Raw genomic sequence first — 25,648 nt, 5'->3', positions numbered from 1 at the left:
CTCGGAGGAACCCATGACATTGCGTTACCTGACCGCCATCTTTTCCGTCGGCCTGGCGGCGGCCCAAGTGCCCGTGGCGCATGCCGCCGGCTATCCCGACAAGCCGGTCCGCCTGATCGTGCCCTGGGCGGCCGGCGGCAGCACCGATGCGCTGGCGCGCGCCGTGGCGCAACGGATGAGCGAATCGATGGGCCAGCCGGTGGTGGTCGAAAACCGCGCGGGCGCCTCGGGCCGCATCGGCGCCGAGGCGGTGGCCAAGGCCGCGCCCGACGGCTACACGCTTGGGGTGATCGAGCTGGCCCATACCGTGGCGCCATCGGTGTTTCGCCAGATGTCCTACGACGTGCTGCGCGATTTCGCGCCGGTCTCGCTGCTGGGCGAATCGCCGCTGGTGCTGTTCGCGGACAGTGCGCGCTACCGGCCCGGCGATATCCAGCGATTCCTGTCCGATGCCCGCCAGTCCGGCAAACCGATCCAACTGGCCACCAGCGGCAGCGGCACGATCAGCCATCTGGCGGCCAAGATGCTGGAGGCACAGGCGGCCATTCCCGTCGATGCCGTGCCGTATCGCGGATCGGCCCCGGCGCTGACCGATGTCTCGGCCCAACTGGTTTCTGGCCATTTTGCGACGCTGGCCAGCGGCAGCAGTCTGCTTGGCGGCGGCAAGATCACGGCGCTGATGGTGACAGGGCCGTCGCGGCTCGCCGCGCTGCCGAATGTGCCGACATCGACCGAGGCGAAACTGCCGGGCATGCAGGTGGGTCAGTGGTGGGCGTTGGTAGCGCCGGCGCGCACGCCGACGGCGGTGGTGGTGCGGCTGAACGACGCAGTGCGGGCGGCCCTGGCCAATCCGCAGACCAAGGCGCGCCTGGATAGCCAGGGCATCGACCTCAAGGCATCCACGCCGGCGCAGCTGGGCGACCGGCTGCGCGGCGAGGTGGACCGCTGGGGCCAACTGGTGAAACAGGCGGGAATCCAGCCGGAATAGCCCAGTGGATCAGCTTCGGTACTGCTGCGCGTGCAGATAGGCATCGCGCGACGGCAGCAGGTGGCTGGCGCACAGCGCCACCAGCCCATCGATATCGCCGGCCTTGAGGGCCTCGATCATCCGCCAGTGTTCCAGGCGGGCGCGTTCGCGGTATTCGGGCGAGACCAGCGAGGCAAAGCGGATGGGATGGGTCTGCCGCGCGAATTCGGCAATGGCCTTCTGCAGCGTCTGGTTGCTGCACAGGCTGAACAGTTCGCGGTGGAAGGCCACGTTGACGCGAAACACCGTGCGCGCGTCGCCGGCTGCCACGGCGGTGTCGTGCTGCTGCTGGATGGCGATCAGCGTGTCCAGGTGCGCCGGCACGCGCTGCATGTCGATGCGCCGGGCGGCTTCGGTCTCCAGCATGCCGCGCACTTCGTACAGTTCGGTCACTTCCTGCACGGAGAAAGAGCGCACCACCGCGCCGACGTTCTTGCGGCGTTCCACCAGCCCTAGTCGGTCCAGCGCGGCCAGTGCATCCCTGACCACGTGCCGCTTGACCGCGAAGCGCCCCATCAGATCGTCCTCGACCAGGCGCTCGCGGGGATGCAGCCGGCCAAAGACGATGTCTTCTTCGAGCGTGGCAACCATCGCCTCCAGCGGGTCCTGGGCGATGGAGGCGGCGGCGGGGCTAGGCGTGCTGGAACCGGGCATCAGGGGCATCGCACCAGGGCTGAGCCCCGGCGCTTGGTGGCGAGTTGGAACAAAGCCGGCATTCTGACCGATTTTCCTGTCCATGGCGCCTGTCCCGCCGCAGGTCAGGCGCCGTTGCCCGGCACCTTGCCGCGGGTTTCGGCAGCGCGGAGGAAGTCGAAGTCCACCCCCTGGTCCGCCTGGTTCACCGTGGTGAGAAACAGCTTGCGATAGCCACGGTCGGCAGTGGGCTCGACCACCGGCGTTTCCTGCGCGCGGCGCGCCAGTTCGTCGTCGCCGACATGCAGTGTCAGGTCGCGTCGCGCCACCGACAGGCTGATGCGGTCGCCGTTGCGCACGTAGGCCAGCGGCCCGCCAATCGCCGATTCGGGCGTCACGTGCAGCACGATGGTGCCGAATGCCGTGCCGCTCATGCGGCCATCCGAAATACGCACGATGTCCTTCACGCCAGCGCGGGCCAGCTTGCGCGGAATCGGGATATAGCCTGCCTCGGGCATGCCGGGCGCGCCTTTGGGGCCGATGTTCTTCAGCACCAGGATGTCGTCGGCCGTCACGTCCAGGTCGTCGCTGTCGATGCGGTTGGCCAGGTCGGCGGCGTTCTCGAACACCACGGCGCGTCCCTCGTGCTCCATCAGCTTCGGGTGTGCAGCCGACTGCTTGATGATGGCGCCGCCCGGGGCCAGGTTGCCGCGCAGCACGGCAATGCCCCCCTGCGGGTAGATCGGGTTGTCGCGCGTGCGTACCACCTCCTGCCTGAAGCCGGGGCCGGCGCGCTCGATTTCCTCGCCAAGTGTGCGGCCCGTGACGGTCAGCGCGTCCAGGCGCAGCAGCGGCTTCAGTTCGCGCAGCAGCGTGGCCATGCCGCCCGCGTGGTGGAAGTCTTCCATGTAGTGGTCGCCGGACGGCTTCAGGTCCAGCAGCACCGGCGTGTCGCGTCCCATGCGGTCCAGTTCGGCCAGATCGATGTCATAGCCCATGCGGCCCGCGATGGCGGCCAAGTGGACGATGCCGTTCGTCGAACCGCCAATCGCCAGCAGCACGCGCATGGCGTTCTCGAAGGCAGCCGGCGTCAGGATCTTGTCGATCGTCAGGCGCTCGCGCGCAATGCGCACGGCCTCCGTGCCGGTCTGCTCGGCCACGCGGATGCGGTCGGCGGTCACGGCCGGCGGTGAGGCACCACCGGGCACGGTCATGCCCAGTGCCTCCGCAATGCAGGCCATGGTGCTGGCCGTGCCCATCACGGAGCAGGTGCCCACGCTGGCCACGAGCTGATTGTTGACGTCGGAAATCTCCTCGGCGTCGATCTCTTCGGCGCGGAACTTGCCCCAGTAGCGGCGGCAGTCGGTACAGGCGCCCACGCGCTCGCTGCGATGCGATCCGGTCAGCATCGAACCCGTAATGAGCTGGATGGCCGGGATGCCGGCCGACGCCGCGCCCATCAGCTGCGCGGGCACGGTCTTGTCGCAGCCGCCGATCAGCACCACGGCATCCATCGGCTGCGCGCGGATCATTTCCTCGGTGTCCATCGACATGAGGTTGCGCAGGTACATGCTGGTGGGCGCCGAAAAGCTCTCGTGGATCGAGATCGTCGGAAAATCCATCGGCAGGCCGCCGGCCAGCATGATGCCGCGCTTGACGGCCTCGATCAGCTGCGGCGCGTTGCCGTGGCACGGGTTGTACGCACTGCCCGTGTTGACGATGCCCACGACAGGGCGGTCGAGCGCGTCGTCGGTGTAGCCCGCACCCTTGATGAACGCCTTGCGCAGGAACAGCGAGAAGCCCCGGTCTCCGTAGTGAGTCAGGCCCTGGGAGATACCGGCGGCGGCGTCGGCCGGTGCAATGTCGTGGCGCGGGGCGGCGCCTTTGGGGTTCTGGCCGTCGTGGGACATGGTCGGATGCGGTGTGCCGGGGCGCGACGCCCCTCGATGATGTGGGGCCTAAGGATAGTCGAGCCGTGGCCGACTGTCGTCGGTATTATCACCTACATTATTAATAATCTGATCCGCTGGAGTGACGTGGCGCCTGACCGGGGATAGCCGTGCGGCTAGACCGCCAGCATGACAGCGAGCACCATGGTCAGCAGCGCGAGATAGGTCACGGCGTGGACGCGGTCGGGGATGCGTCCGATCCAGCGCGCCGCCAGCCGGATGCCTGCCCAGGAACCGCCCGCCAGCACGGCGAAGGCCAGAAGGTCCACATAGCCGGCGTGGCCCGGGCCCAGCGTCGCGCCCTGGCGCCAGGCCAGGGCCACGTAGGTGGCGGTGGCCGCCTTGGTTTGCAATGTCGTACAAAGTTTCGTACAATGTTGCTTGAGCAGGACGTAGACCCGATGGTCGGATCTACGAAAGTTAAGGAGTCCCGCCCCCCCCATACCTTGTTACGGGATCAAGGCAAGCACAACTGCTTGAGCTGGCGCAAAACGACGCGGCTTGGGGTGCAGAGAGGTGAGTGTATGAACGTCATGACTTTTAGCGAGGCGCGAGCCGGCTTCAAGCAGGCGTTGGATTCGGTCTGCAAGGACCACGAGCCCACTGTCATTACCCGACAGCGGGGCGAGCATGTCGTGCTGCTGTCTCTCGAGGACTACAACAGCATGCAGGAAACCCTGCATCTGCTTGGGTCTGAAAAGAACGCCGCGCGTCTGCGCGAATCCATCGCGGAGTTTCGAGCTGGCAAGGCCTCCGTCAAGGAATTGCCACTAAATGTCTCAAAAGCAAAAGGCGAAGAACAAGGCAGCCGCTGAAGATAGCTGCAAGGTAGGTTTCTCCACACACGCATGGGCCGACTATCTGTACTGGCAGCAGCATGACATGCGCATCGTGGAGGAGATTAACGGGCTCCTCGAGGAGATTGCCCGTGACCCTTTCAAGGGCACCGGCAAACCGGAACCACTGAAAGGCGATTTGACGGGCTTCTGGTCACGTCGCATCACCAAGAACGACCGCCTGGTCTACATCGTCCAGGATGGCACAACCTACGTGATGCAGTGCCGTCAGCACTATTGACCCGTAGGGGCGCTTCGGCGCCGCTTTTTCATAGGTCACGTTTGAAGTCGGGCAGGGTGGCGCGGGGCCGTTTGACCTTGAGCCGATCCACGGATGGACCGGCCACGTAGAGACTGCCCGCGCGCTTGGCCACTACCCCCTGTTGCCCCCCCGCTTACTTCGCCGACATGACCTTGAAGCTTGTCATCAGGTTGCGGTAGTCGGGGATGTGGTTGGCGAACAGCGTGCCGAGCCCTTCGATGTCGTTGCGCCAGTCGCGGTGCAGCTCGCAGGCCACGCCGAACCACGTCATCATCTGGGCGCCCGCATGGGCCATGCGATGCCACGCCGCGTCGCGCGTGATCGGATCGAACGTGCCCGATGCATCGCCTACGACGAACACGTCGAAGCCTTCGGCCAGGGCCGACAGCGCCGGAAAGGCGACGCAGACCTCGGTGACCACGCCGGCGATGATCAATTGCTTCTTGCCGGTGGCCTTGACCGCCTTCACGAAGTCTTCGTTGTCCCAGGCGTTGATCTGACCGGGACGCGGAATATACGGCGCTTCCGGAAACTGGGCCTTCAGCTCGGGCACCAGCGGGCCGTTGGGGCCGGTCTCGAAGCTGGTGGTCAGGATGGTCGGCAGCTTGAAGTACTTGGCCAGGTCGGCCAGTGCCAGGACATTGTTCTTGAACTTGTCGGGGTCGATGTCGCGCACCAGCGAAAGCAGACCGGCCTGGTGGTCCACCAGCAGTACGGCTGCGTCATTCTTGTCCAGGCGCTTGTAGGACGTTGTCATGGCTATCTCCTTGCACGGATGGGGTCACGCGTCTCGCAGACGCGTTGTTGGAAGCGTCGGCCGCTGCGGCGTCGTCGCGATGACGGCACCGGAGCGTGGAGCCATCATAGGTTCGCGGAAACCGGCGCAGTAGTGCCGTAAGATGCCGTCTGTGTTCTATGGGAGGAACAGTCATGGACGACCTCAACGACCTCTACTACTTCGTCAAGGTGGTCGACCATGGCGGGTTCACCCAGGCGGGTCTGGCGCTGGGGGCGCCCAAGTCGAAGCTCAGCCGGCGCATCGCGGCGCTGGAGGCCCGGTATGGCGTCAGGCTGCTGCAGCGATCGACGCGGCACTTCTCGGTCACGGAGACCGGGCGCGAATTCTATGAACGCTGTCTCGGCGTGCTGGTCGAGGCCGAAGCGGCGCGCGAGGTCATGGAGCGCGAGCGTTCCGAGCCGCAGGGCATCGTGCGCATGACCTGCCCGACGACGTTGCTCGAATACCGCGTGGCCGGACTGGTGGCGCAGTTCATGCTGGCCTATCCGAAGGTGCAGGTACATCTGGAGGCGACCAACCGCCGCGTGGACGTGATCGGCGAACGCCTGGACCTGGCGCTGCGCGTGCGCTTTCCGCCGTTGGAAAACAGCGACCTGGTCATGCGCGTGCTGTCGGAGAGCCACCAGCGTCTGGTGGCGTGCCCCGCACTGATGGAAGGCCGCGCACCGCTACGGAATCCCGCCGAGCTTGCGGGCATGCCCAGCCTCGATTGGGGCCCGCCGCGCAGCCACGTCTGGCAGCTGATCGGCCCGGAAGGACAATCGGCCGAAGTCCGGCACCAGCCCCGTTACGTCACCGACGACATGAGCGCGCTGCGCAAGGCTGCGCAGACCGGCGTCGGCATCGTGCAGTTGCCTTGCATGGTGGTGGAGGATGACCTGCGCAACGGCACGCTGATCGATGTGCTGCCCGGCTGGGCGCCGAGAGGCGGCATCATCCACGCCGTGTTCCCGTCGCGCCGGGGGTTGATGCCGAACGTGCGGCTGCTGATCGACTACTTCGCCACCCACATCTACAAGGAATAGCGGGCACGGCGGATGGACGCCGCCGGCCTAGTCGAGCGCGCGGTTCCGCGATTCGACGTTGACGGCGCCGACCGCCAGCGCGGCCGTGGCGAGCATGGCGGAGATCATCGCCAGGGCCAGCGTGAAATGTGTCGACATGACCGGCGCGATGAGCGCCGGGGCGAACAGGCCGCCAAAGCGTGCTACGGCGCCCGCCGTGCCCATGCCCGTGGCGCGCAGGTTGGTGGGGTAGACCTCGGGCGTGAACGCGTACAGCGCGCCCCAGGTGCCCAGCAGCGCGAAGCTCATCAGCAGCGTGGACCCGACCACCACCGCGGACGCCGTGCCCAGGCTGTACAGCATGCAACCGACGGCGCTGAGGAGCAGGAAGCCGATCAGCGTCGGCTTGCGGCCCCATCGCTCCACGCCATAGGCCGCCAGTGCGTAGCCCGGCAACTGCACGAGCGCCAGGATCACCAGGAAGGCCTGGCCGCGCATGAAGGCAAAGCCGGCGCCGCTGAGACGGATGGGCAGGTAGACGAACACCGCGTAGTAGGCCACCGAGATCAGAAGCCAGGCGGCGAACAGCGCCACGGTTCGGCGCCGGAAGGCGGCCGTGAACAGCGCGAACACGGACTGCCGCTCGGTGCGTTCGGATTGCAGCGTGGGGATGGTCACCTTGCGGCCATTGGTCTGGGCCACCCGTTCCAGCACCTGGCGGGCCTGCTCGGACTTGCCGTTGCGGTTCAGGAACAGCGGCGATTCCGGCACATACATGCGCGGGATCAGGCCTACCAGCGCGGGGATGCCGGTCACGAAGAAGATGATGCGCCAGGCGTCGTTGCCATGGGCCGCGGCGGCCAGCGCCAGCAGGGCCAGGCAGATCGTGCCCAGCGCCCAGAACGATTCCAGCAGCACCAGCCAGCGGCCGCGACGGTCGCGTGGCAGGAATTCGGCCAGCATCGTGTAGTCCACCGGCAGCGTGCCGCCCACGCCGATGCCGGTCAGCAGGCGCAGCACCATCAGCCAGCCCAGGCTTGGGGCAAACGCGGAAGCCACGCCGCAGGCCGCGTCGATGACCACGGCCAGCATCAGCGCCGGGCGCCGGCCGACGCGGTCGGCAATGCGGCCAAAGCAGAACGCCCCGATCAGCATGCCGATGAAGAACGTGGTGCCGGTCTGCAGCGCCTGCGGCACCGGCACGCCGAAAGTGCTGGCGATGGACGGGGCGCTGAAGCCGATGGACAGCACCTGCATCGCATCGGCCATCCACACCAGCCCGAATATCACGAAGAGCCGGTACTGGAATTTACCGACACCGGCGGTCCGGATGGCGTCTTCAAAGCTGATCTGCAAGGTCGACATGCTGGCAAGTGTCCGTGCGACAAGGGAATGGGGCGGGGTGGCAGGCCGGCGGTCCGGTAGGGTCCGGTCCGGCTGCCACGCTGGCGGCCATTCTAACTTGGCGCGGTCATGCCGATGGCGATGCCGCCCGGGGCCGGCATCAATGCCGGCTGGCGGAGGCCGCGCCCAGGCCCGTCATGGACCGCACGTACTGGGGCAGGTAGGCCTGGCGTTCGCCGGCAGCCGCTTCCGAACGGTCGAGCACGGACAGCAGCCAGGCCGCGCCGAAGGCCAGCGTCATCGAGAACAGTGCCGGGTTGGCGTACGGGAAGATCGGCTGGCCATGCTTGAGAATGCCCACCCAGACGGTCGGCCCCAGCACCAGCAGCGCAATGGCCGACACCAGGCCCACCACGCTGCCGCCCACGGCGCCACGCGTGGTCAGGCCCTTCCAGAACATCGACAGGAACAGCACCGGGAAGTTGACCGAGGCGGCGATGGCCAGTACCAGGCCGGACAGGAAGGCGATGTTCTGCTTCTCGAACAGCAGGCCGAGCAGGATGGCCACCACGCCGATGCCTAGTGTGGCAAAGCGCGACACGCGGATTTCCTCGGCCTCGGTGGCGCGGCCCTTGCGGATGACCGTGGCATAGAGGTCATGCGACACGGCCGATGCCCCCGACAGCGCAAGGCCTGCCACGACGGCCAGGATGGTGGCGAAGGCCACGGCCGAGATAAAGCCCAGGAACATGTTGCCGCCCACCGCCTGCGCCAGGTGTACGGCCACCATGTTGCTGCCGCCGATCAACTGCCCGGCGCCGTCGCGGAAGGCCGGGTTGTTGCCTACCAGCACGATGGCCCCGAATCCGACCACCAGGATCAGCAGGTAGAAGTAGCCGATAAAGCCGGTGGCATAGCAGACCGACTTGCGGGCCTCGCGCGCATCGGCCACGGTGAAGAAGCGCATCAGGATATGGGGCAGGCCCGCCGTGCCGAAGATCATCCCGACGCCCAGCGATATGGCCTCGACCGGGTTTGCCACCAGCCCGCCCGGCGCCATGATGGACTGACCCTTCGGATGGGCATCGACGGCCGCGGCGAACAGCGCATCGAGGCTGAACCCGAAATGCGCGAGCACCTCGTAGGCCATGAAGGTGGTGCCGCCCAGCAGCAGGATGGCCTTGATGATCTGGACCCACGTGGTGGCCAGCATGCCGCCAAACATCACGTAGAGCACCATCAGTACCCCGACCACGAGCACGGCCGACAGGTAGCTGGTGCCGAACAGCAGCTGGATCAGCTTGCCGGCGCCCACCATCTGGGCCACCAGGTACATGATCGACACCGTCAGCGTGCCAAACGCGGCGGTGATGCGCACCGGCTTTTGCGACAGGCGGTAGGCGACCACATCGGCAAACGTGTAGCGGCCCAGGTTGCGCAGCCGCTCGGCCACCACGAACAGGATGATGGGCCAGCCGGCCACCACGCCCAGCGCGTAAATCAGGCCGTCGAAGCCCTTGTCGAACATCATGGCCGAGATGCCCAGGAAAGACGCGGCGGACACCATGTCGCCGGCAATGGCCAGGCCGTTCTGGAAGCCGGTCAGCCCGCCTCCGGCGGCGTAGAAGTCAGAAGCCGTGCGCGTCCGGCGGGCGGCCCAGCGCGTGATGACCAGCGTGAACAGCACGAAGACCACGAACATGCCGATGGCATGCCAGTTCAACGGCTGGACGGCCACGTTGCCGTCCACGGCCGGGCCTGCGTAGGCACTGGCGGCGCCGAGCGCCATGAGGGTGGCGAGGGTCGGCGCAAGGGTTGCGATTCGCTTCATGCTGCGCACTCCTTCAGGATGCGGGCGGTCAGGCCGTCGAATTCGCGGTTGGCCTTGCGCACGTAGATGGCGGTCAGCGCGAATGCCACCACGATCACGGCGGCGCCGGCGACGATGCCCGTGGTCAGGGTGCCGCCGCGCAGGGGTGCGACCAGCACAGCCGGGTAGAAGGCCAGCAGGCCGATGAAGCCGAAATAGACGGCCAGCATCAGCGCGGTCAGCGACCCGCCCAGGCGCGCGCGGCGCCGGGTCAGCAACTGGAAGTCGGGGTGTTGGGTGATAGAGGCGAATTGCCGTTCGGTCATGGTTGTCTCCAGTGGCGAAGCGTGGCCGGCACGCCTTCTGTCGAGGCGTTGCGGCCGGCCGTCCGCGAGCATGGCGGGCGGCGACGGCGAGGAGTAGTCAGGGCGTCATCGGGGGAGCAGGCTACACGCCAGCCCGCCTGTCAGGCGGCTGCGCGTTCGGCCTCCGGAACCAGTGGCGCCGCAGTGCGCAGGTCCAGCACGCGCCGGGCCTTGCCGGTGGAGGTGCGCGCCAGGCGGTCGGCTGGCACGGCTTCCACGCGGGTGGTGATGCCAACGTGGGTCTTGATCGCGTCGCGCAGCTTCGCGCCCAGCGCCTCGCGGTCGGCATCGGACAGCCGGTGCGTGACCTCGGGCCGCACTTCGACCGCCACGGCCAGGCGGTCGAGATGGCCGTCGCGCGTGACGGTCAGCTGGTAGTGGGGTGCCAGCTCAGGCTGCTTGAGGATCAGTTCCTCGATCTGCGACGGGAACACGTTCACGCCCCGAATGATCAGCATGTCGTCCGAGCGCCCGGTGATCTTGCCGATGCGGCGCATGGCGCGCGAAGTGGGCGGCAGCAGGCGTGTCAGGTCCCGCGTACGGTAGCGGATCACGGGCAGGGCCTCCTTGGTTAGCGACGTGAAGACCAGTTCGCCCTCCGCGCCATCGGGCAGCACTTCGCCGGTGACGGGGTCGATGATCTCGGCATAAAAGTGGTCTTCCCAGATGACCGGGCCGTCCTTGCTCTCGATGCACTCGCACGCCACGCCGGGGCCCATGACCTCGGACAGGCCGTAGATGTCCACGGCGTCGATGCCGGCGCGCGTTTCGATCTCCTGGCGCATCGCGTCGGTCCACGGCTCGGCGCCGAAGATGCCGATCTCCAGCGAGCTGTCGGCCGGCGACATGCCCTGGCGGGCCATTTCGTCGATCAGGTTCAGCATGTACGACGGCGTGACCATGACGATGCGCGGCTTGAAGTCGCGGATCAGCTGCACCTGCTTCTCGGTCTGGCCGCCCGACATCGGGATCACGGTGCAGCCGAGCTTCTCGGCGCCATAGTGGGCGCCAAGGCCGCCCGTGAACAGGCCGTAGCCGTAGCAGACCTGTACCAGGTCGCCGCGACGGCCGCCGGCGGCGCGAATCGAACGGGCCACCAGCGTGGCCCAGGTGTCGATGTCACGGGCGGTATAGCCCACCACCGTCGGCTGGCCGGTCGTGCCGCTCGACGCGTGGACGCGAACGACTTCCTCGCGTGGCACGGCAAACATGCCGAACGGATAGTTGTCGCGCAGTTCCTTCTTGGTGGTGAACGGGAACTTCGACAGATCGGACAGCTGGCGCAGATCGCCGGGGTGCACGCCGGCCGCATCGAACGCCTGGCGATAGTGCGGCACGTTGTCGTAGGCGTGTTGCAGCGTCCATTTCAGGCGCCGCAGCTGCAGCGCCTGGAGTTCGTCTCGGCTGGCATGCTCGATCGGATCGAGTTGATCGGCTTGGGGGGCGCGCTGGACCATGGGTGTCTCCTCCAGGGTATGTCGGGCGATTCGTGGGGATGGCGTGAGCCGTGGGGTTCAGTCTTTCAGATGACGGCGAGCCTGAATCACCCGGAAGCGGTTGGCGACGAAGGCCGTATCGGCCAGCGCGGCGTTGGCGGCCGGATTGGCGCCGGTGCCGTGGAAGTCGCTGAAGGCGGCCGACTGGTTGACGAGCACGGGGCCGGTCAGGTTCAGCGACAGCGCCACGCCTGCGTCCAGCGCGGCGTCTTCGAGCTGCGTTTCCACGCTGCGCTGCGTGGTGTAGCCCGACAGCGTCAGCGCGCCGTGCTGCTTCGCGATGCGCCGGGCAGTGGCAACCGCCTGGCTGGTGCTGTCGACGGCGATCACGAAGGCAATCGGGCCGAACAGTTCCTGCGTGAACTTGTCCTCGTCGCGCACATCCACCTTGAGCAGCAGCGGCGTGCGCACGCGCGCTTCGGGGAACTGGGGATGGACGATGGCCTGGCTGTCCAGCACGACCTTGCCCAGCGCACGGGATGCGTCGATACGCTGCGCGACGCCGTCGTTCTGGATCGCGCCGAGGATCTCGACGGCCTTGGCCGGGTCGGCGGTCAGCGTCTGCAGGGCCTCGCCCAGCGCGGCGACCACGCCGTCGAACGTGACATGGCCGTCCGGCGTGTCGATGCCGTCGCGCGGGATGTAGATATTCTGCGGCGCGGTACACATCTGGCCCGAGTACAGCGCCAGCGACAGGGCCAGGTTGCGGACCATGCCTTTCAGGTCGTCGGTGGAATCGATGACCACCTGGTTGACCCCGGCCTTCTCGGTGTAGACCAGCGCCTGGTGGGCGTTGCGTTCGAGCCATTCGCCGTTGGCCGTGCTGCCGGTGAAATCGATCAGCCGCACTTCGGGGCGCAGCGCCAGTGTGGACGCCATGCGCTCGTCCGGGTTGTTGGCGACCAGCGTGACGATGTCGGGGCTGAAGCCGGCCTCGGCCAGTACCTCGCGGGCGATCTGCACCGTGATGGCCAGCGGCAGGATGGCGCCCGGGTGCGGCTTGACCACGACCGGATTCCCCGTGGCCAGGCTGGCGAACAGACCCGGATAGCTGTTCCAAGTGGGAAAGGTGCAGCATCCGATCACCAGGCCGATGCCACGCGGCACGACCGTAAAGGTCTTTTCCATACGCAGCGGCGGGTTCTTGCCCTGGGGCTTTTCCCAGGTGGCACGGGCCGGGACGCCGCGCATCGCCTGCCAGGCATAGGCCACGGCTTCCAGGCCGCGATCCTGCGCGTGCGGGCCGCCGGCCTGGAATGCCATCATGAAAGGCTGGCCGGTGGTATGCATGACCGCATGGGCCATCTCGAAGCTGCGGCGGTTCAGGCGGGTCAGGATTTCTAGCGCCACGCCCACCCATGCGGTGGGGCCGGCCTCGCGCCAAGCCGGGGCGGCGGCTTCGATGGCGGCGAACAGCGCGTCGAGGTCCGGGCGCGGATAGGTCACGCCCAGCTTGGGGCCGTAGGGCGAGACTTCGTGGCCGGCTTGCCCGATGGTGCCGGGCTGCGTGATCGGAAACGGTTGCCCAAGGCGTGCGTCGAAGGCGGCCTTGCCGGCGTCGGCGGCTGTTTCGCCATAGACCTTCGGGCTCGGCATTTCGGAAAACGGGCTCCAGTAGCCGCGCTGGTCGATGGCGGCGAGCGCCTGGTCGAGCATGGCCTGATGGCGGGTGAACAATGCGTGGGGCACGGGTGTCTCCATATCTTGCAGATCTTTGCGCCGAAGCGCGAGGGGCGTTGTGATGCGGTAAGGGGGGCGGGTGGCTGCCGGGGCCGGTCAGGTTTCCTGGTCGAAATCGAGTACGAGCTTGTCGCTGACGGCGTAGCTCTGGCAGCTCAGGATGAAGCCGCGCGCCACTTCGTAGTCTTCCAGCGCGAAGTTCACGTCCATGTCCACCTCGCCCGCGACGCGCTTGCAGCGGCACGTGGAGCAGACCCCGCCCTTGCAGGCGTAGGGCAGTTCGATGCCCTGTTCCAGCGCGGCGTCGAGCACGGTCTGGGTGTTCCGGGCGACCGTGAAGCTGCGCGAGCGGCCGTCCTGGATCACCGTGACCTCGCAATCCTGCTTGCCAGCGGCGTGTTGCGGCTGCGGCGCGCGGGCCGTGGGCGTGCTGGTGCCGAACAGCTCGCGCTTGATGCGGGCCGGCTCGACGCCGTTCTGCTTCAGCGCGTCCGCGACGCCCTCCATCATTGACTGCGGGCCGCAGATAAAAGCCACGTCGATGCTGGCCGGGTCGATCCACTGCTTGAGCAGCGCGTCGGCCTTGGCACCGTCCAGGCGGCCGTTGAACAGGTCGATGTCGAGCGTTTCGCGGCTCAGGATGAAGACCAGATTCAGCCGGTGCAGGTAGGTGTCCTTCAGGTCTTCAAGCGCCTCCTTGAAGATCACCGTGGACGACGCGCGATTGCCGTAGAACAGCGTGAAGCGGCTGTCGGGCTCTGCGCGCAGCGTGGTTTCGATGATCGACAGCAGGGGGGTGATGCCGCTGCCGGCCGCAAAACCCACGTAGTGCTTGCGATGGCCGGCATCGAGCGGCACGCTGAAGTGCCCGGACGGCGGCATCACGTCGAGCGTATGGCCGGGGCGCAGCGTGTCGCTGGCCCAGTTCGAGAACAGGCCGCCCTCCACGCGCTTGATGGCGATGCGCAGGCGTTGGTCCTGCGCGGCGGCGCAGATCGAATACGAGCGGCGTACCTCGTTGCCGGCGATCCGGGTGCGCACGGTCAGGTGCTGGCCGGCCGCGTAGCGGTAGGTCTCGGACAGGGCCGGCGGCACGTCGAAGGTCACGGCGATGGCGTCGCGCGTTTCGCGGGTGACATCGGTCACGCGCAGGGCATGGAAGGTGCTCATGTCTGTGTCTTCCGGTCGCGGCGGCTCAATGCGCCTTGAAGTAATCGAACGGCTCGCGGCAGTCGCCGCAGCGGTACAGCGCCTTGCAGGCCGTGGACCCGAACTGGCTGACCACGTGCGTATGGGTCGATCCGCAATGCGGGCAGGCCACCGCCGGCGCAGGCTGGCGCCGGCGGGTGATGCCGCTGATGTCGATGACGGTCTGCGCGGGCGGCGCAATGCCGTAGCCGGCCAGTTGCTGCCGGCCACGGGCCGTCATCCAGTCGGTGGTCCAGGCCGGGGCCAGTTGCAACCGCACCTCGACCTGCCCGATGCCATGCTCGCCCAGCGCCTGGACGATCTGCGCGCGGATCAGCGTGACAGCGGGGCAACCCGAGTACGTCGGGGTGATGGTCACCACGCAAGTGTCGGCTTCCCAGTGCACGCCGCGCACGATGCCGAGGTCGATCACCGAGATCACCGGGATCTCGGGGTCGGGGATGGTATCGAGCCACGACCAGATGGCGTCCGTGTTGGCGTCCGTGACGGTTGCCGGATGGGCAAGGGCGTGCATGGTGCTCACCACGTGGCGCCGGGGTAGGCGCGCTGCAGGAACTGCATCTCGGCCAGCAGAAAGCCCAGGTGTTCCGTGTGCCGGCCAGCGTGGCCGCCGCGCTGCATCCAGCCATCGCCCGGCATGGCGAGCGTGGCCTCTTCGAGGACTTCGGCCACCTGCTGGTGGCACGGCTCGCGCAGCGCGGCCGGGTTGCATGCCACGCCGGCCGCGATCAGGCCGGCGTCCACGCTGTCGGCGTCGAACAGCTCGCCGGTGTACATCCACAGACGGTCGATGGCGTCCTGCATGCGACGATGGCTTTCGGTCGTGCCGTCGCCCAGGCGCACGACCAGGTCGGCGCTGCGGCGGGCGTGATAGGCCACTTCCTTGACGGCCTTGTCGGCGATGGCGGCAATCCCTGCGTCACTGGACTGCCGCAGCGCATCGAGCAGGTAGTAGTGCCAAGTGTCGAACAGGAACTGGCGGGCGAGCGTGTCGGCGTAGCTGCCGTTGGGCTGCTCGACCAGCAGCGCATTGCGGAACTGGTGCGCATCGCGCAGATAGGCAAGCTGGTCTTCGGTACGGCCCGCGCCTTCCACTTCAGCGGCATGGGACAGCCACATCCGCGCCTGGCCGATCAGGTCCAGCGCGACGTTGGTCAGCGCGATGTCTTCCTCCAGCGCGGGGCCCTTGCCGCACCATTCGGACAGGCGCTGGCCGAGCACCAGCGCGGTATCGCCCAGGCGCAGCAGGAATTCGAAGGTGGCTGGCTTGCTGACTTGCATGGCGTGCCTCAGATGTGCTTGACCGCTTCCGGCATCGGAAAGAAGGTCGGATGGCGATAGACCTTGCTGTTGGCCGGCTCGAACAGCGGGCCCTTGTCGGTCGGGCTGCTGGCGGCGATATGCGTGGCCGGCACGGCCCAGATGCTGACGCCCTCGTTGCGGCGGGTGTAGACGTCGCGGGCGTTGTTGATGGCCATCGCGGCGTCGGCGGCGTGCAGGCTGCCGACATGCTTGTGCGCCAGGCCGTGCTGGCTGCGGATAAAGATTTCCCAAAGCGGCCATTCGCTCATGGCGGTCTCCTGCTCGTTGAATGCGGGATGCTGAAATACGAAAAAGGGCAGTCGTCAGGCCACCTGGCGTTCGGTCGGCTGGCTGGCGGACCGCTTGCCGGCGTGGGCCACCAGCGCGTCGCGGAACCAGGCGCCGTCTTCCCAGGCCTTGACGCGGGTGCCAAGGCGTTCGCGGTTGCAGGGACCATTGCCCTGGATCACGTTGTAGAACTCGTCCCAGTCGATGGCGCCGAAGTCGTAGTGGCCGCGTTCATCGTTCCACTTGAGGTCGGGGTCCGGAATCGAGAGGCCCAGGAACTCGGCCTGCGGTACGGTCTGGTCCACCATCTTCTGGCGCAGCGCATCGTTCGAGAACAGCTTGATGCGCCATTGCGCGGACTGCGCGCTGTGCAGCGAATCGGCATCGGACGGCCCGAACATCATCAGCGCCGGCCACCACCAGCGGTTCAGCGCGTCCTGTGCCATCTGCTTCTGCTCGGCCGTGCCGTTGCAGAGCTTGAGCAGGATGTCGTAACCCTGCCGCTGGTGAAACGATTCTTCCTTGCACACGCGCACCATCGCCCGGGCATAGGGGCCGTACGAGCAGCGGCACAACGGCACCTGGTTGATGATGGCCGATCCGTCCACCAGCCAGCCAATGGCGCCGATGTCGGCCCAGTTCAGCGTCGGGTAGTTGAAGATGCTCGAATATTTGGCTTTTCCGCTATGCAGGTCGGCCAGCATCTGGTCGCGCGACACGCCCAGCGTTTCTGCCGCGCTATATAGATACAGCCCGTGGCCCGCTTCGTCCTGGATCTTGGCCAGCAGCACGGCCTTGCGCTCCAGCGTCGGCGCACGCGTGACCCAGTTGCCTTCGGGTAGCTGCCCGACGATTTCCGAATGCGCGTGCTGCGAGATCTGCCGCACCAGCGTGCGTCGATACGCGTCGGGCATCCAGTCCTTCGATTCGATGCGGATGCCTGCGTCGATGCGCTGCTGGAAGCTGCGTTCGTCATCGCTCATGTCCTGCGCCGTGCGGACTTTCGTGACACCCGTGTCGACCAGTTGCGCGTACATGCATGTCTCCGTGATTGGCTTCAGGTTCGTAGCCGATTGGCTAGACCTGACATTGATCAGGATCATAGTGATACGATTTGACACATTCAACGAGTTCGTGTGTATCACTTTGCAAAGGAGGCCCATGGCCGACCTGTCGAAGCCGGAGGGTGTGTCGCCCGCTGTGGCGCGGCTTTCCAAGGGGCTGAAGCTGAGCGCGGGCTCGCTGCTGGTCACGATGTATGGCGATGTGATCGCGCCGCGGCCGCAAGCGCCGTGGCTGGGCAGCCTGATCGCGCTGTCGGCGCCGTTTGGCCTGAGCAACCGACTGGTGCGCACGGCGATCTTCCGGCTCACTGCCGACGACTGGCTGGAGGCCACGCGCCTGGGGCGCAAGAGTTTCTACGGGTTGTCCGATGCCGGGCTGCTGCGTGTGCAGCACGCCGGCAAGCGTATCTATGCCGGGACGTCGCCGGCCTGGGACGGCAAGTGGACGCTGGTGCTGTTGCGCAACGACACCAAGGCATCGATGCGCCAGCCACTGCGCCGCGAACTGCTCTGGGAAGGCTTCGGGCCCGTGGCGCCGGGCGTGTTTGCGCACCCGAATGCGGACCAGGACTCGCTGGCGGAAATCCTGCTGGCGGCGGGTGCCACGGAGCACGCGGCCGTGATGCGGGCCGAGTCGGTGGCGTCGTTCTCGCGGCAGCCGCTTGAACAACTGATCCACCAGACCTACCGGCTGAAAGAGGTGGCGCAGGCCTGGCAGGCCTATGTCAGGCGCTTTGCGTCGTGGGTCAGGGAAGCCCCGTCGCTGTCAGCGGCCGACGCGTTTTTCGTGCGCATCCTGCTGATCCACGAGTATCGCCGGGTGCTGTTGCGTGACCCCGGCCTGCCCGATGAACTGCTGCCCACCGACTGGCCCGGGCGCGAGGCGCGGGCCGGCACGGGTGCGCTGTATGCGGCACTATTGCCGGCCAGCGAGGCGCATTTGCGGGCGCATATGGAAACCGGGGCCGGCGCGTTCCGGTCGCCGATGCGGGTGCTGCGCGAACGCTTTACGTCGCGATTTCACGAATAGGCACGCCAGCCGTCAGTCGTGCGCGGTCACCTTGCCGCCGGCCTTCGCACGCCGGCGTCGCGCCAGCATGTTGAGCCCTTCCACGGCGGTCGAGAACGCCATCGCCGTATAGATATAGCCCTTGGGCACATGATGGCCCAGCCCGTCCGCAATCAGGGTCATGCCGATCATGATCAGGAACGCCAGCGCCAGCATCACGATGGTGGGATTGCGATGGATGAAGTTCGCCAGCGGCGTGGCGGCGAACAACATCACGGTCACGGCGGCAATCACGGCCACGAACATGATTGGAATGTGATCTGTCATGCCTACGGCGGTGATGATGCTGTCGATCGAGAACACCAGGTCCAGCACCAGAATCTGGCCGATGGCCGCCGCAAAGCTTGGCACGGCGCGGGCGACGGCCGATTCGTCCGCGTCTTCGGACTCGGGCGCCACATGCTCGTGGATCTCGCGCGTGGCTTTCCAGACCAGGAAGGCGCCCCCGGCAATCAGGATGATGTCCCGCCAGGAAATTCCCTTGCCCAGGATGGTGAAGACCGGCTCGGTCAGCGCCACGATCACGGCAATGGTGGCCAGCAGCCCCAGGCGCAGGATCAGCGCCAGGCCGATACCGATCCGGCGCGCCTTTTCCCGGTTGTGCTCGGGCAGCTTGTTGGTGAGGATGGAAATAAAGATCAGGTTGTCGATGCCCAGCACGATTTCCATGGCGACCAGTGTGGCCAGGGCAGCCCAGGCGGACGGGTCGCGTGCCAGTTCGAGCAGTGTTTCCATGCGGACTCCAGATCTTCGTGACAGTGGAAGAGGGCCGGGAAGCGGATGGCGGCCCGCAAGCGGACAACGAGGGACATGGTAGTACACACCCCGCACGCGGCGATACCGGTACAGCGTGCGTGGTGCCACTGAGTGAAAGAACGAGGTTGTCGAACGGCGGTTGTGAAATATAGTATGTGATATACCAAAGCATTCGCATCATCCCATCACAATCACCACAATCAGGAGACAACCGATGAAGATCTGTATCTACGGGGCAGGAGCCATTGGCGGCTACATGGGCGCGCAACTGGCGCTGGCGGGCGCCGACGTCAGCTTTATCGCCCGGGGGCCGCATCTGGCGGCCATGCAGACCCATGGCGTGCGCTTGCAGATCGAAGGCGAGGAGCGGGTGGCCAAGGTCCGCTGCACCAGCGACCCGCGAGAACTGGGCCCGCAGGATTACGTTTTCATCACTTTGAAGGCGCACCAGGTGCCGGGCGTGGTGGATTTGATGCAGCCACTGCTGGGGCCGGAGACGGCGGTGGTGACCGGCGTCAACGGCATTCCCTACTGGTATTTCCACGAGCACGGCGGCGAATTCGCCGGGCGGACGCTGGAAAGCGTGGACCCGGGCGCCAAGCAGTGGCAAGGCCTGGGGCCCGAGCGCGCCATCGGCTGCGTGCTGTACCCGGCCGCCGAAATCGTGGCGCCGGGCGTCATCAAACATGTCTATGGCAAGAAGTTTCCGATTGGCGAGCCCGATGGCACCCGTTCGGACCGTGTCACGCGACTGTCCGAGATGATGGCCAAGGCGGATCTCGATGCCCCCGTGCGCGACAACATCCGTGACGAGATCTGGCTGAAGCTCTGGGGCAACCTGTGCTTCAACCCGATCAGCGCGCTGACGCATGGCACGCTGGATATCATCACGTCCGACCCTGCCACGCGCGCCTTGTCCAAACAGATGATGCTCGAAGCCAAGGACATCGCCGAGCGGTTCGGCGTTCACTTCCGGGTGGACGTGGAGCGGCGGATCGACGGCGCGGGGGCGGTCGGCGCGCACAAGACGTCGATGCTGCAGGATCTGGAGGCGGGCAGGGCCATGGAGATCGACCCGCTGCTGACCGTCGTGCAGGAGATGGGCCGGATGATCGGCCAGCCCACGCCGATGATCGACGCGGTGCTGGGTCTCATCAAGCAGCGTGACCGGATGGCCCAGGCGGCGGTGGCAGGCAGCGCCGAGCCGGTCAGGGTAGCCAAGGCGGCTTGAATCCGGGCGGTTGAGCGAGGGCAATGACCTTCGGCAGTGCCGTCGATGTGATATACCATATACGAAAGGCCGGACCGTCCCTTGCGTCACAATGTGGTGCCAAGCGCGCCAGATTGATGAGCAAAACGCATGGCGCCATGCCAAACTGGCGCCATGAGTTCACGGAACGGGTGCCACCGGACGCCAGACTGGCGTCCGGGGCACCGGCCACTGACGAGTGCATTCATGTCTGCCCAAAGCCAACCCGAAATCCAGCCGCAAGGGCTGTCCCTGTCGTTGCAACCGATCAATGCCGGCGCCAGCCTGCGCGACCAGGCGTACGCGATGCTGCGCCAGGCCATTGCCGACGCCGATATCTACCAGTCACGCGAGGAAGTCCGGCTCGACGAGCGCGTGCTGTCCGAAGCCCTGGGCGTCAGCCGAACGCCCATCCGCGAGGCCATGACACTGCTGGAGCAGGAAGGCTTCCTGCGCACGGTGCCGCGCCGGGGCATCTATATCACCCGCAAGACCAAGCGGGAGATCGTCGAGATGATCCAGGTCTGGGCCGCGCTGGAAAGCATGGCCGCCCGCCTGGCGACGCAGAATGCCACCGACGAGGAGATCGGCAAGCTGCGCCATATGTTCGACAGCTTCCGCGACTCCACGCCGGCCGAGCATATCGAGGAATATTCCGACGCCAATATCGTGTTCCACCAGGCGATCGTGCAGTTGTCGAAGTCGCAGGTCATCATGGACCAGATCAAGAACATCTTTGTCCATGTGCGCGCGATTCGGAAAATGACGATCTCGCAAAGCGACCGCGCGGCGCGCTCCATCGTCGATCACCTGCGGATCATCGAGGCGCTGGAAAAGCGGGACACGGAACTAGCCGAACGGCTCGTGCGCCAGCATTCGCTCGACCTGGCCGACTACGTGGAAAAACACTGCGATTTCCTCGACTGACCTGACTTGGGCTGATCTTCCGTCGGCCGGGCCGGACAGCCTGAGCCGCCCCTCGTCGGAACGCCCGACGGCTGTCGGCAGGGCTGGGCCGCTTGGGCTCCCGCCGCGTCAAGATCGCGTGACCTGACCGCATCATCCGAACCCCAACCGCCTCACGGCGTGTTGGGGTTTTTTGTTATGTCGGCCCGTCGCAATCGGTGGCGTGATTGCGCCTGTTGCGATGCAGCATCGAAACCTGCTGAATTCGGGTTTAAACCCCCTTGCGTCTTCGTGATATACCACATACTGTATGTCAACAGAGCAAAACACCAATCAGGAGACGCACCATGGCCGACACCCACAACGAACGCAAAGCCCTCGACGGTATTCGCATTCTGGACATGACACACGTGCAGGCCGGTCCCTCGGCCACGCAGTTGATGGCCTGGATGGGTGCCGACGTGATCAAGGTCGAAATGCCGGGCCGCGGCGACATCACGCGCAGCCAGCTGCGCGACGTGCCGAACGCCGACAGCCTGTACTTCACCATGCTGAACAGCAACAAGCGCAGCCTGACGCTCAACATGAAGACGCCCGAAGGCAAGGCGCTGCTCGAAGACCTGATCCAGCAGAGCGACGTGCTGATCGAGAATTTCGGTCCGGGTGTGCTGGCTCGCGCCGGATTCGACTGGGACCATATCCAGGACCTGAATCCGCGCATGATCTACGCGTCGATCAAGGGCTTCGGTCCCGGCCCGTACCAGGATTGCAAGGCGTATGAGAACGTGGCCCAGTGCATGGGCGGTTCCGCGTCGACGACTGGCGAGGCCGCCGGCATGCCGACGGTGACTGGCGCGCAGATTGGCGATTCCGGCACGGGCGTGCACTGCGTGGTCGGCATCCTGGCCGCGCTGCTGCAGCGCGAGCATTCGGGACGCGGCCAGCGTGTGGAGGTTGCCATGCAGGACGCCGTGCTGAACCTGTGCCGCGTGAAGCTGCGCGACCAGCAGCGCCTGGATGCCGGTCCGCTGCGCGAGTATCCCAACGAACAGTTCGACGACCACGTGCCGCGTGCCGGCAACGCGTCGGGCGGCGGCCAGCCCGGTGCTGCGCTGCGCTGCGCCCCGGGCGGTCCGAACGACTATGTCTACGTCATCATCCAGCCGCAGGGCTGGGAACCGCTGATGCGTCTGTGCCGCCGCGAAGACCTGATCACCGATCCGGAATTCGCCACGCCTGAAGTGCGACTGAAAAAGCTCACCGCCTGCTTCGGCATCATCGAGCAATGGACGATGGGCCGCACCAAGTTCGAGGTGATGAACGCGCTCAACGAGGTGGATGTGCCGTGTGGCCCGATCCTGTCGATGAAGGACCTGATCGAGGACAAGTCGTTGTACGAGCGCGGTTACCTGGTGGAACTGGAACATCCGACGCGCGGCAAGTACGTGCAGCTTGGCTCGCCGATCACGCTGTCCGATTCGCCGGTGCGTGTCGAGCGTTCGCCGCTGCTGGGCGAGCACACCGACGAGATCCTGGAATGGCTGGGGCGTTCGCCGGCCCAGATTGCCGCGCTGCGCGTGGCCGGAGCGGTCTGACCCGGGGCGCCCGCCACCACAGGGCGTCTGTCTCGACGGCCCCCCGAGCGGGGCTCCGAAGTCCGAACAGAGCGCAGGCGCGGCATTGACCCGCCTGCCGGAGGAACGCTGCCGTGCAAACCTGGATTCGCTTCCGCCGTCCCGACGGCGACACCGCTTACGGCCGCCTGGATGATGGCGATGCCGACCGCGTCATCGAATTTGATGGCCCTGGCTATACCGATCCCCGTCCCACTGGCAACACCTACAGCTACGCCTCGCTGGACCTGCTGGCCCCGTGCGAGCCAGGCAAGATCGTGGCGCTGTGGAACAACTTTCATGCGCTGGCCGCCCGGCTGGAGAAGTCGGTGCCGGTGCATCCGCTGTTCCTGCTGAAGCCGGCCAGTTCGCTGGCTGGCCCCGGCGACGCCATCCGTCGCCCGGCCGGCTACACCGGCAAGATCGCCTACGAAGGCGAACTCGGCATCGTCATCGGCCGCGAATGCCGCAATGTGCCGCTGGGCGAAGCCGCCTCGCACATCTTTGGCTACACCATCGTCAATGATGTCACGGCGGGCGAGTTGCTCAATGCCGATCCGAACTTCCCGCAGTGGACGCGCGCCAAGGGGTCCGACACCTTCGGCTGCATCGGTCCGGCCATCGTCACCGGCTTTGACTGGCGTAGCGCCAGCGTGGTGACGCGGCTGGACGGCGCCGAACGCCAGAACTACCCGCTGTCCGACATCGTTTTTTCGCCAGAGGAGCAGGTCAGCCGGCTGTCGCAGGATATGACGCTGATGCCGGGCGACGTGATCGCCGTCGGCACGTCGATCGGGGTGGGGTCGATGAAGGACGGTTCGGTGGTGGAGGTGTCGATCCGCGGGATCGGCTCGCTCGTCAACCATATGCGCGGCTGACCCCAGGCTCAAAGTCAGTCGGACAGGGTAGGGCGGGCATGCCCGCGCGGCGTGTCGGGCAGGTCGGCAGGGATCGGTAATTTCCCTTTATTTGCGTCTAATTTTCACGAAATGCTGCGGTGCACCGACGAAAGTTCGTCGAAACAGTGGGAATTTACTTGCCGATCTTTGATATATCACATACCGTATTTCAGCGTCATCGAGAACAGGGAAGCGCGAGGAAGGAGACACCGCTCCGTTTTGTCCGAAGTAGCCAGGCGGAACGCGAGCGCGCGCTGAAGACCCCCTGAAGAAGAAAGTCCAATCCCGTCAATTTGCATAGAAGGAAGCAACCATGGCAGAAGTCGGAAACGAACTGCAGCGTCACGCTGCAGAAGAACAGCAGGCACAGACCGATGGCTTCCATCTGGTCATCGACGCGCTGAAGCTGAACGGCATCGAGAACATCTACGGCCTGCCTGGCATTCCGGTCACCGATCTGGCCCGCCTGGCGCAGGCCAACGGCATGCGCGTCATCAGCTTCCGCCATGAGCAGAACGCGGGCAACGCCGCGGCGATTGCCGGTTTCCTGACGCAAAAGCCGGGCGTTTGCCTGACCGTGTCGGCGCCGGGCTTCCTGAACGGGCTCACCGCCCTGGCGAACGCCACCACCAATTGCTTCCCGATGATCCTGATCAGTGGGTCGAGCGAGCGCGAGATCGTCGATCTGCAGCAGGGTGACTACGAAGAAATGGACCAGCTGGCGATTGCCCGCCCGCACGCCAAGGCGGCCTTCCGCGTGCTGCACGCCGAAGACATCGGCGTCGGTGTGGCCCGCGCCATCCGCGCCGCCGTGTCGGGGCGCCCGGGTGGTGTGTACCTGGACCTGCCGGCCAAGCTGCTGGCCCAGTCGATGGAAGCCGAGAAGGGCCGCAAGTCGCTGATCAAGGTCGTGGACCCGGCCCCGCGCCAGCTGCCGGCACCGGATTCGATCGACCGCGCCGTCGAACTGCTCAAGGGCGCCAAGCGTCCGCTGATCCTGCTGGGCAAGGGCGCCGCCTATGCCCGCGCCGATGCCGACATCCGCGCGCTGGTCGAGAAGACCGGCATTCCGTACCTGCCCATGTCGATGGCCAAGGGGCTGATCCCCGATACGCACCCGCAGTCGGCGTCGGCCGCGCGTTCGTATGTGCTGGCGGAAGCCGACGTGGTGCTGCTGGTCGGCGCCCGCCTGAACTGGCTGCTGTCGCACGGCAAGGGCAAGACCTGGGGCAAGCCGAAGCAGTTCATCCAGATCGACATCTCGCCGACCGAAATGGACAGCAACGTGGCCATCGCCGCGCCGGTCGTTGGCGACATTGGTTCCTGCGTGTCGGCACTGCTGGGCAAGATCGGCAACGACTTTGCCAAGCCGGGCGCGGAGTGGATTGGCGCGGTGGACGAACGCAAGGAAAAGAACCTGGCGAAGATGGCCGAGACGCTGGCCAAGGAGACCACGCCGATGAACTTCCACGGCGCGCTGCGCGTGCTGAAGGACGTCGTCAAGGCCAACCCGGGTATCTCTTTCGTCAACGAAGGCGCCAACACGCTGGACTACGCCCGCGCCGTGATCGACATGTACGAGCCGCGCAAGCGCCTGGACGTGGGCACCTGGGGCGTGATGGGCGTGGGCATGGGCTACGCGGTGGCGGCGGCCGTGGAAACCGGCAAGCCGGTTCTGGCGGTCTGCGGCGATAGCGCCTTTGGCTTCTCGGGCATGGAAGTCGAGACGATCTGCCGCTACAACCTGCCGGTCTGCGTCGTGGTGTTCAACAACAACGGCGTCTACAAGGGCATCGACAAGAACCCGACCGGCGGCGCAGACCCGGCCGTCACGATGTTCGTGCCGGGCGCGCGCTACGACAAGATGATGGAAGCGTTCGGCGGCGTCGGTCACAACGTCACCACACCGGCGGCGCTCGAAGCCGCGGTGAACGAGGCGCTGCGTTCGGGCAAGCCCACGCTGATCAACGCCGTCATCGACCCGGCAGCCGGCACCGAGAGCGGCCGCCTGACCAACCTGAATCCCCAGAGCTCGGCGAGCAAGTAACCCACCCGACCCAAGAATTTCACCCTCTATTCCAATAGGAG

At 66.2% G+C, this 25,648-nt stretch carries 25 protein-coding genes; 10 read left to right on the top strand and 15 right to left on the bottom strand.

Features of this window, described 5'->3' with window-relative positions; genetic code table 11:
• Positions 1-13: 13 nt before the first annotated feature.
• Positions 14-988, top strand: a complete 975-nt coding sequence (locus D9X30_RS09950; protein ID WP_153948552.1) for a tripartite tricarboxylate transporter substrate binding protein — start codon at positions 14-16, stop codon at positions 986-988.
• A 9-nt stretch (positions 989-997) separates the two neighbouring features.
• Here D9X30_RS09950 and D9X30_RS09945 read toward each other — a convergent pair whose 3' ends face one another.
• The 3 genes from D9X30_RS09945 to D9X30_RS09935 form a co-directional block, all read right to left on the bottom strand.
• Positions 998-1,690: a GntR family transcriptional regulator gene (locus tag D9X30_RS09945; protein WP_153948551.1), complete on the bottom strand. Its 693-nt coding sequence runs from the start codon at positions 1,688-1,690 to the stop codon at positions 998-1,000.
• 95 nt (positions 1,691-1,785) lie between these two features.
• The gene (locus D9X30_RS09940) at positions 1,786-3,570 is read right to left on the bottom strand and encodes an IlvD/Edd family dehydratase (RefSeq protein WP_153948550.1); all 1,785 of its coding nucleotides are present in this window, start codon (positions 3,568-3,570) and stop codon (positions 1,786-1,788) included.
• Positions 3,571-3,725: 155 nt separating this feature from the next.
• Positions 3,726-3,962: a hypothetical protein gene (locus D9X30_RS09935; RefSeq protein WP_153948549.1), complete on the bottom strand. Its 237-nt coding sequence runs from the start codon at positions 3,960-3,962 to the stop codon at positions 3,726-3,728.
• Between the two features lie 171 nt (positions 3,963-4,133).
• Here D9X30_RS09935 and D9X30_RS09930 point away from each other — a divergent pair, with 171 nt between their 5' ends.
• A complete protein-coding gene (locus D9X30_RS09930; RefSeq protein ID WP_153948548.1) occupies positions 4,134-4,424 on the top strand; it encodes a type II toxin-antitoxin system Phd/YefM family antitoxin in 291 nt (96 codons plus the stop codon).
• Positions 4,384-4,686 (top strand): Txe/YoeB family addiction module toxin, encoded by a 303-nt coding sequence (locus tag D9X30_RS09925; RefSeq protein ID WP_153948547.1) that lies wholly within the window; start codon positions 4,384-4,386, stop codon positions 4,684-4,686. Before D9X30_RS09930 ends, D9X30_RS09925 begins: the two co-directional genes overlap by 41 nt.
• A 154-nt stretch (positions 4,687-4,840) precedes the next feature.
• Here D9X30_RS09925 and ycaC read toward each other — a convergent pair whose 3' ends face one another.
• Positions 4,841-5,464: an isochorismate family cysteine hydrolase YcaC gene (ycaC, locus tag D9X30_RS09920; RefSeq protein WP_066741837.1), complete on the bottom strand. Its 624-nt coding sequence runs from the start codon at positions 5,462-5,464 to the stop codon at positions 4,841-4,843.
• A 173-nt stretch (positions 5,465-5,637) separates the two neighbouring features.
• On the opposite strand from ycaC, the gene D9X30_RS09915 reads away from it, so the two are divergent.
• The gene (locus D9X30_RS09915; RefSeq protein WP_153948546.1) at positions 5,638-6,531 is read left to right on the top strand and encodes a LysR substrate-binding domain-containing protein; all 894 of its coding nucleotides are present in this window, start codon (positions 5,638-5,640) and stop codon (positions 6,529-6,531) included.
• A gap of 27 nt (positions 6,532-6,558) precedes the next feature.
• Here the strand turns inward: D9X30_RS09915 and D9X30_RS09910 are convergent, their stop codons facing one another.
• From D9X30_RS09910 to paaA, 10 genes are all read right to left on the bottom strand, one after another.
• Positions 6,559-7,875 carry an MFS transporter gene (locus tag D9X30_RS09910; protein ID WP_153948545.1) on the bottom strand — a complete coding sequence of 439 codons (1,317 nt, stop codon included), beginning with the start codon at positions 7,873-7,875 and terminating at the stop codon, positions 6,559-6,561.
• 139 nt (positions 7,876-8,014) lie between these two features.
• On the bottom strand, positions 8,015-9,643 hold the full coding sequence (locus tag D9X30_RS09905) for a cation acetate symporter (RefSeq protein WP_502799624.1): 1,629 nt from the start codon (positions 9,641-9,643) through the stop codon (positions 8,015-8,017).
• A 38-nt stretch (positions 9,644-9,681) separates the two neighbouring features.
• A complete protein-coding gene (locus tag D9X30_RS09900; RefSeq protein ID WP_153948543.1) occupies positions 9,682-9,990 on the bottom strand; it encodes a DUF485 domain-containing protein in 309 nt (102 codons plus the stop codon).
• A 140-nt stretch (positions 9,991-10,130) separates the two neighbouring features.
• The gene (gene paaK / locus D9X30_RS09895) at positions 10,131-11,486 is read right to left on the bottom strand and encodes a phenylacetate--CoA ligase PaaK (protein ID WP_153948542.1); all 1,356 of its coding nucleotides are present in this window, start codon (positions 11,484-11,486) and stop codon (positions 10,131-10,133) included.
• Positions 11,487-11,543: 57 nt separating this feature from the next.
• Positions 11,544-13,214, bottom strand: a complete 1,671-nt coding sequence (paaN, locus tag D9X30_RS09890) for a phenylacetic acid degradation protein PaaN (RefSeq protein ID WP_249640930.1) — start codon at positions 13,212-13,214, stop codon at positions 11,544-11,546.
• A gap of 87 nt (positions 13,215-13,301) precedes the next feature.
• The gene (paaE, locus tag D9X30_RS09885) at positions 13,302-14,375 is read right to left on the bottom strand and encodes a 1,2-phenylacetyl-CoA epoxidase subunit PaaE (protein ID WP_153948540.1); all 1,074 of its coding nucleotides are present in this window, start codon (positions 14,373-14,375) and stop codon (positions 13,302-13,304) included.
• A gap of 25 nt (positions 14,376-14,400) precedes the next feature.
• A complete protein-coding gene (paaD, locus tag D9X30_RS09880) occupies positions 14,401-14,928 on the bottom strand; it encodes a 1,2-phenylacetyl-CoA epoxidase subunit PaaD (RefSeq protein WP_153948539.1) in 528 nt (175 codons plus the stop codon).
• Between the two features lie 5 nt (positions 14,929-14,933).
• Positions 14,934-15,695, bottom strand: a complete 762-nt coding sequence (gene paaC, locus D9X30_RS09875; protein WP_153948538.1) for a 1,2-phenylacetyl-CoA epoxidase subunit PaaC — start codon at positions 15,693-15,695, stop codon at positions 14,934-14,936.
• An 8-nt stretch (positions 15,696-15,703) separates the two neighbouring features.
• On the bottom strand, positions 15,704-15,985 hold the full coding sequence (gene paaB / locus D9X30_RS09870; RefSeq protein WP_066737396.1) for a 1,2-phenylacetyl-CoA epoxidase subunit PaaB: 282 nt from the start codon (positions 15,983-15,985) through the stop codon (positions 15,704-15,706).
• Between the two features lie 54 nt (positions 15,986-16,039).
• On the bottom strand, positions 16,040-17,041 hold the full coding sequence (gene paaA / locus D9X30_RS09865) for a 1,2-phenylacetyl-CoA epoxidase subunit PaaA (protein WP_153948537.1): 1,002 nt from the start codon (positions 17,039-17,041) through the stop codon (positions 16,040-16,042).
• A 124-nt stretch (positions 17,042-17,165) separates the two neighbouring features.
• Between paaA and paaX the strand changes: the two genes are divergently transcribed.
• Positions 17,166-18,098 carry a phenylacetic acid degradation operon negative regulatory protein PaaX gene (gene paaX, locus D9X30_RS09860; RefSeq protein WP_153948536.1) on the top strand — a complete coding sequence of 311 codons (933 nt, stop codon included), beginning with the start codon at positions 17,166-17,168 and terminating at the stop codon, positions 18,096-18,098.
• Positions 18,099-18,110: 12 nt separating this feature from the next.
• Here the strand turns inward: paaX and D9X30_RS09855 are convergent, their stop codons facing one another.
• Positions 18,111-18,872: a TerC family protein gene (locus tag D9X30_RS09855; RefSeq protein WP_153948535.1), complete on the bottom strand. Its 762-nt coding sequence runs from the start codon at positions 18,870-18,872 to the stop codon at positions 18,111-18,113.
• Between the two features lie 235 nt (positions 18,873-19,107).
• Between D9X30_RS09855 and D9X30_RS09850 the strand changes: the two genes are divergently transcribed.
• The 5 genes from D9X30_RS09850 to oxc all read left to right on the top strand — a co-directional run bounded on the left by D9X30_RS09850 (position 19,108) and on the right by oxc (position 25,607).
• A complete protein-coding gene (locus D9X30_RS09850; RefSeq protein ID WP_153948534.1) occupies positions 19,108-20,124 on the top strand; it encodes a 2-dehydropantoate 2-reductase in 1,017 nt (338 codons plus the stop codon).
• A 225-nt stretch (positions 20,125-20,349) separates the two neighbouring features.
• Positions 20,350-21,069 carry a GntR family transcriptional regulator gene (locus D9X30_RS09845; RefSeq protein WP_153948533.1) on the top strand — a complete coding sequence of 240 codons (720 nt, stop codon included), beginning with the start codon at positions 20,350-20,352 and terminating at the stop codon, positions 21,067-21,069.
• Between the two features lie 326 nt (positions 21,070-21,395).
• On the top strand, positions 21,396-22,643 hold the full coding sequence (gene frc, locus D9X30_RS09840; protein WP_153948532.1) for a formyl-CoA transferase: 1,248 nt from the start codon (positions 21,396-21,398) through the stop codon (positions 22,641-22,643).
• A gap of 113 nt (positions 22,644-22,756) precedes the next feature.
• Positions 22,757-23,539: a fumarylacetoacetate hydrolase family protein gene (locus tag D9X30_RS09835; RefSeq protein ID WP_249640929.1), complete on the top strand. Its 783-nt coding sequence runs from the start codon at positions 22,757-22,759 to the stop codon at positions 23,537-23,539.
• A gap of 334 nt (positions 23,540-23,873) precedes the next feature.
• Entirely contained in the window at positions 23,874-25,607 is a 1,734-nt protein-coding gene (oxc, locus tag D9X30_RS09830) for an oxalyl-CoA decarboxylase (protein ID WP_153948531.1), read from the top strand.
• Positions 25,608-25,648: the final 41 nt, after the last annotated feature.

The sequence above is a fragment of the Cupriavidus sp. U2 genome, assembly GCF_009663685.2.
In the GTDB taxonomy this organism is placed as follows: Bacteria; Pseudomonadota; Gammaproteobacteria; order Burkholderiales; family Burkholderiaceae; genus Cupriavidus; species Cupriavidus necator_C.
This window is presented reverse-complemented; position numbering and strand designations above follow the sequence as displayed.

Coding starts and splice junctions, on each gene's coding strand:
- D9X30_RS09950 (WP_153948552.1), top strand. CDS start 14: ATGACATTGCGTTACCTGACCGCCATCTTTTCCGTCGGCCTGGCGGCG.
- D9X30_RS09945 (WP_153948551.1), bottom strand. CDS start 1,690: ATGCCCCTGATGCCCGGTTCCAGCACGCCTAGCCCCGCCGCCGCCTCC.
- D9X30_RS09940 (WP_153948550.1), bottom strand. CDS start 3,570: ATGTCCCACGACGGCCAGAACCCCAAAGGCGCCGCCCCGCGCCACGAC.
- D9X30_RS09930 (WP_153948548.1), top strand. CDS start 4,134: ATGAACGTCATGACTTTTAGCGAGGCGCGAGCCGGCTTCAAGCAGGCG.
- D9X30_RS09925 (WP_153948547.1), top strand. CDS start 4,384: ATGTCTCAAAAGCAAAAGGCGAAGAACAAGGCAGCCGCTGAAGATAGC.
- ycaC (WP_066741837.1), bottom strand. CDS start 5,464: ATGACAACGTCCTACAAGCGCCTGGACAAGAATGACGCAGCCGTACTG.
- D9X30_RS09915 (WP_153948546.1), top strand. CDS start 5,638: ATGGACGACCTCAACGACCTCTACTACTTCGTCAAGGTGGTCGACCAT.
- D9X30_RS09910 (WP_153948545.1), bottom strand. CDS start 7,875: ATGTCGACCTTGCAGATCAGCTTTGAAGACGCCATCCGGACCGCCGGT.
- D9X30_RS09905 (WP_502799624.1), bottom strand. CDS start 9,643: ATGGCGCTCGGCGCCGCCAGTGCCTACGCAGGCCCGGCCGTGGACGGC.
- D9X30_RS09900 (WP_153948543.1), bottom strand. CDS start 9,990: ATGACCGAACGGCAATTCGCCTCTATCACCCAACACCCCGACTTCCAG.
- paaK (WP_153948542.1), bottom strand. CDS start 11,486: ATGGTCCAGCGCGCCCCCCAAGCCGATCAACTCGATCCGATCGAGCAT.
- paaE (WP_153948540.1), bottom strand. CDS start 14,375: ATGAGCACCTTCCATGCCCTGCGCGTGACCGATGTCACCCGCGAAACG.
- paaD (WP_153948539.1), bottom strand. CDS start 14,928: ATGCACGCCCTTGCCCATCCGGCAACCGTCACGGACGCCAACACGGAC.
- paaC (WP_153948538.1), bottom strand. CDS start 15,695: ATGCAAGTCAGCAAGCCAGCCACCTTCGAATTCCTGCTGCGCCTGGGC.
- paaB (WP_066737396.1), bottom strand. CDS start 15,985: ATGAGCGAATGGCCGCTTTGGGAAATCTTTATCCGCAGCCAGCACGGC.
- paaA (WP_153948537.1), bottom strand. CDS start 17,041: ATGTACGCGCAACTGGTCGACACGGGTGTCACGAAAGTCCGCACGGCG.
- paaX (WP_153948536.1), top strand. CDS start 17,166: ATGGCCGACCTGTCGAAGCCGGAGGGTGTGTCGCCCGCTGTGGCGCGG.
- D9X30_RS09855 (WP_153948535.1), bottom strand. CDS start 18,872: ATGGAAACACTGCTCGAACTGGCACGCGACCCGTCCGCCTGGGCTGCC.
- D9X30_RS09850 (WP_153948534.1), top strand. CDS start 19,108: ATGAAGATCTGTATCTACGGGGCAGGAGCCATTGGCGGCTACATGGGC.
- D9X30_RS09845 (WP_153948533.1), top strand. CDS start 20,350: ATGTCTGCCCAAAGCCAACCCGAAATCCAGCCGCAAGGGCTGTCCCTG.
- frc (WP_153948532.1), top strand. CDS start 21,396: ATGGCCGACACCCACAACGAACGCAAAGCCCTCGACGGTATTCGCATT.
- oxc (WP_153948531.1), top strand. CDS start 23,874: ATGGCAGAAGTCGGAAACGAACTGCAGCGTCACGCTGCAGAAGAACAG.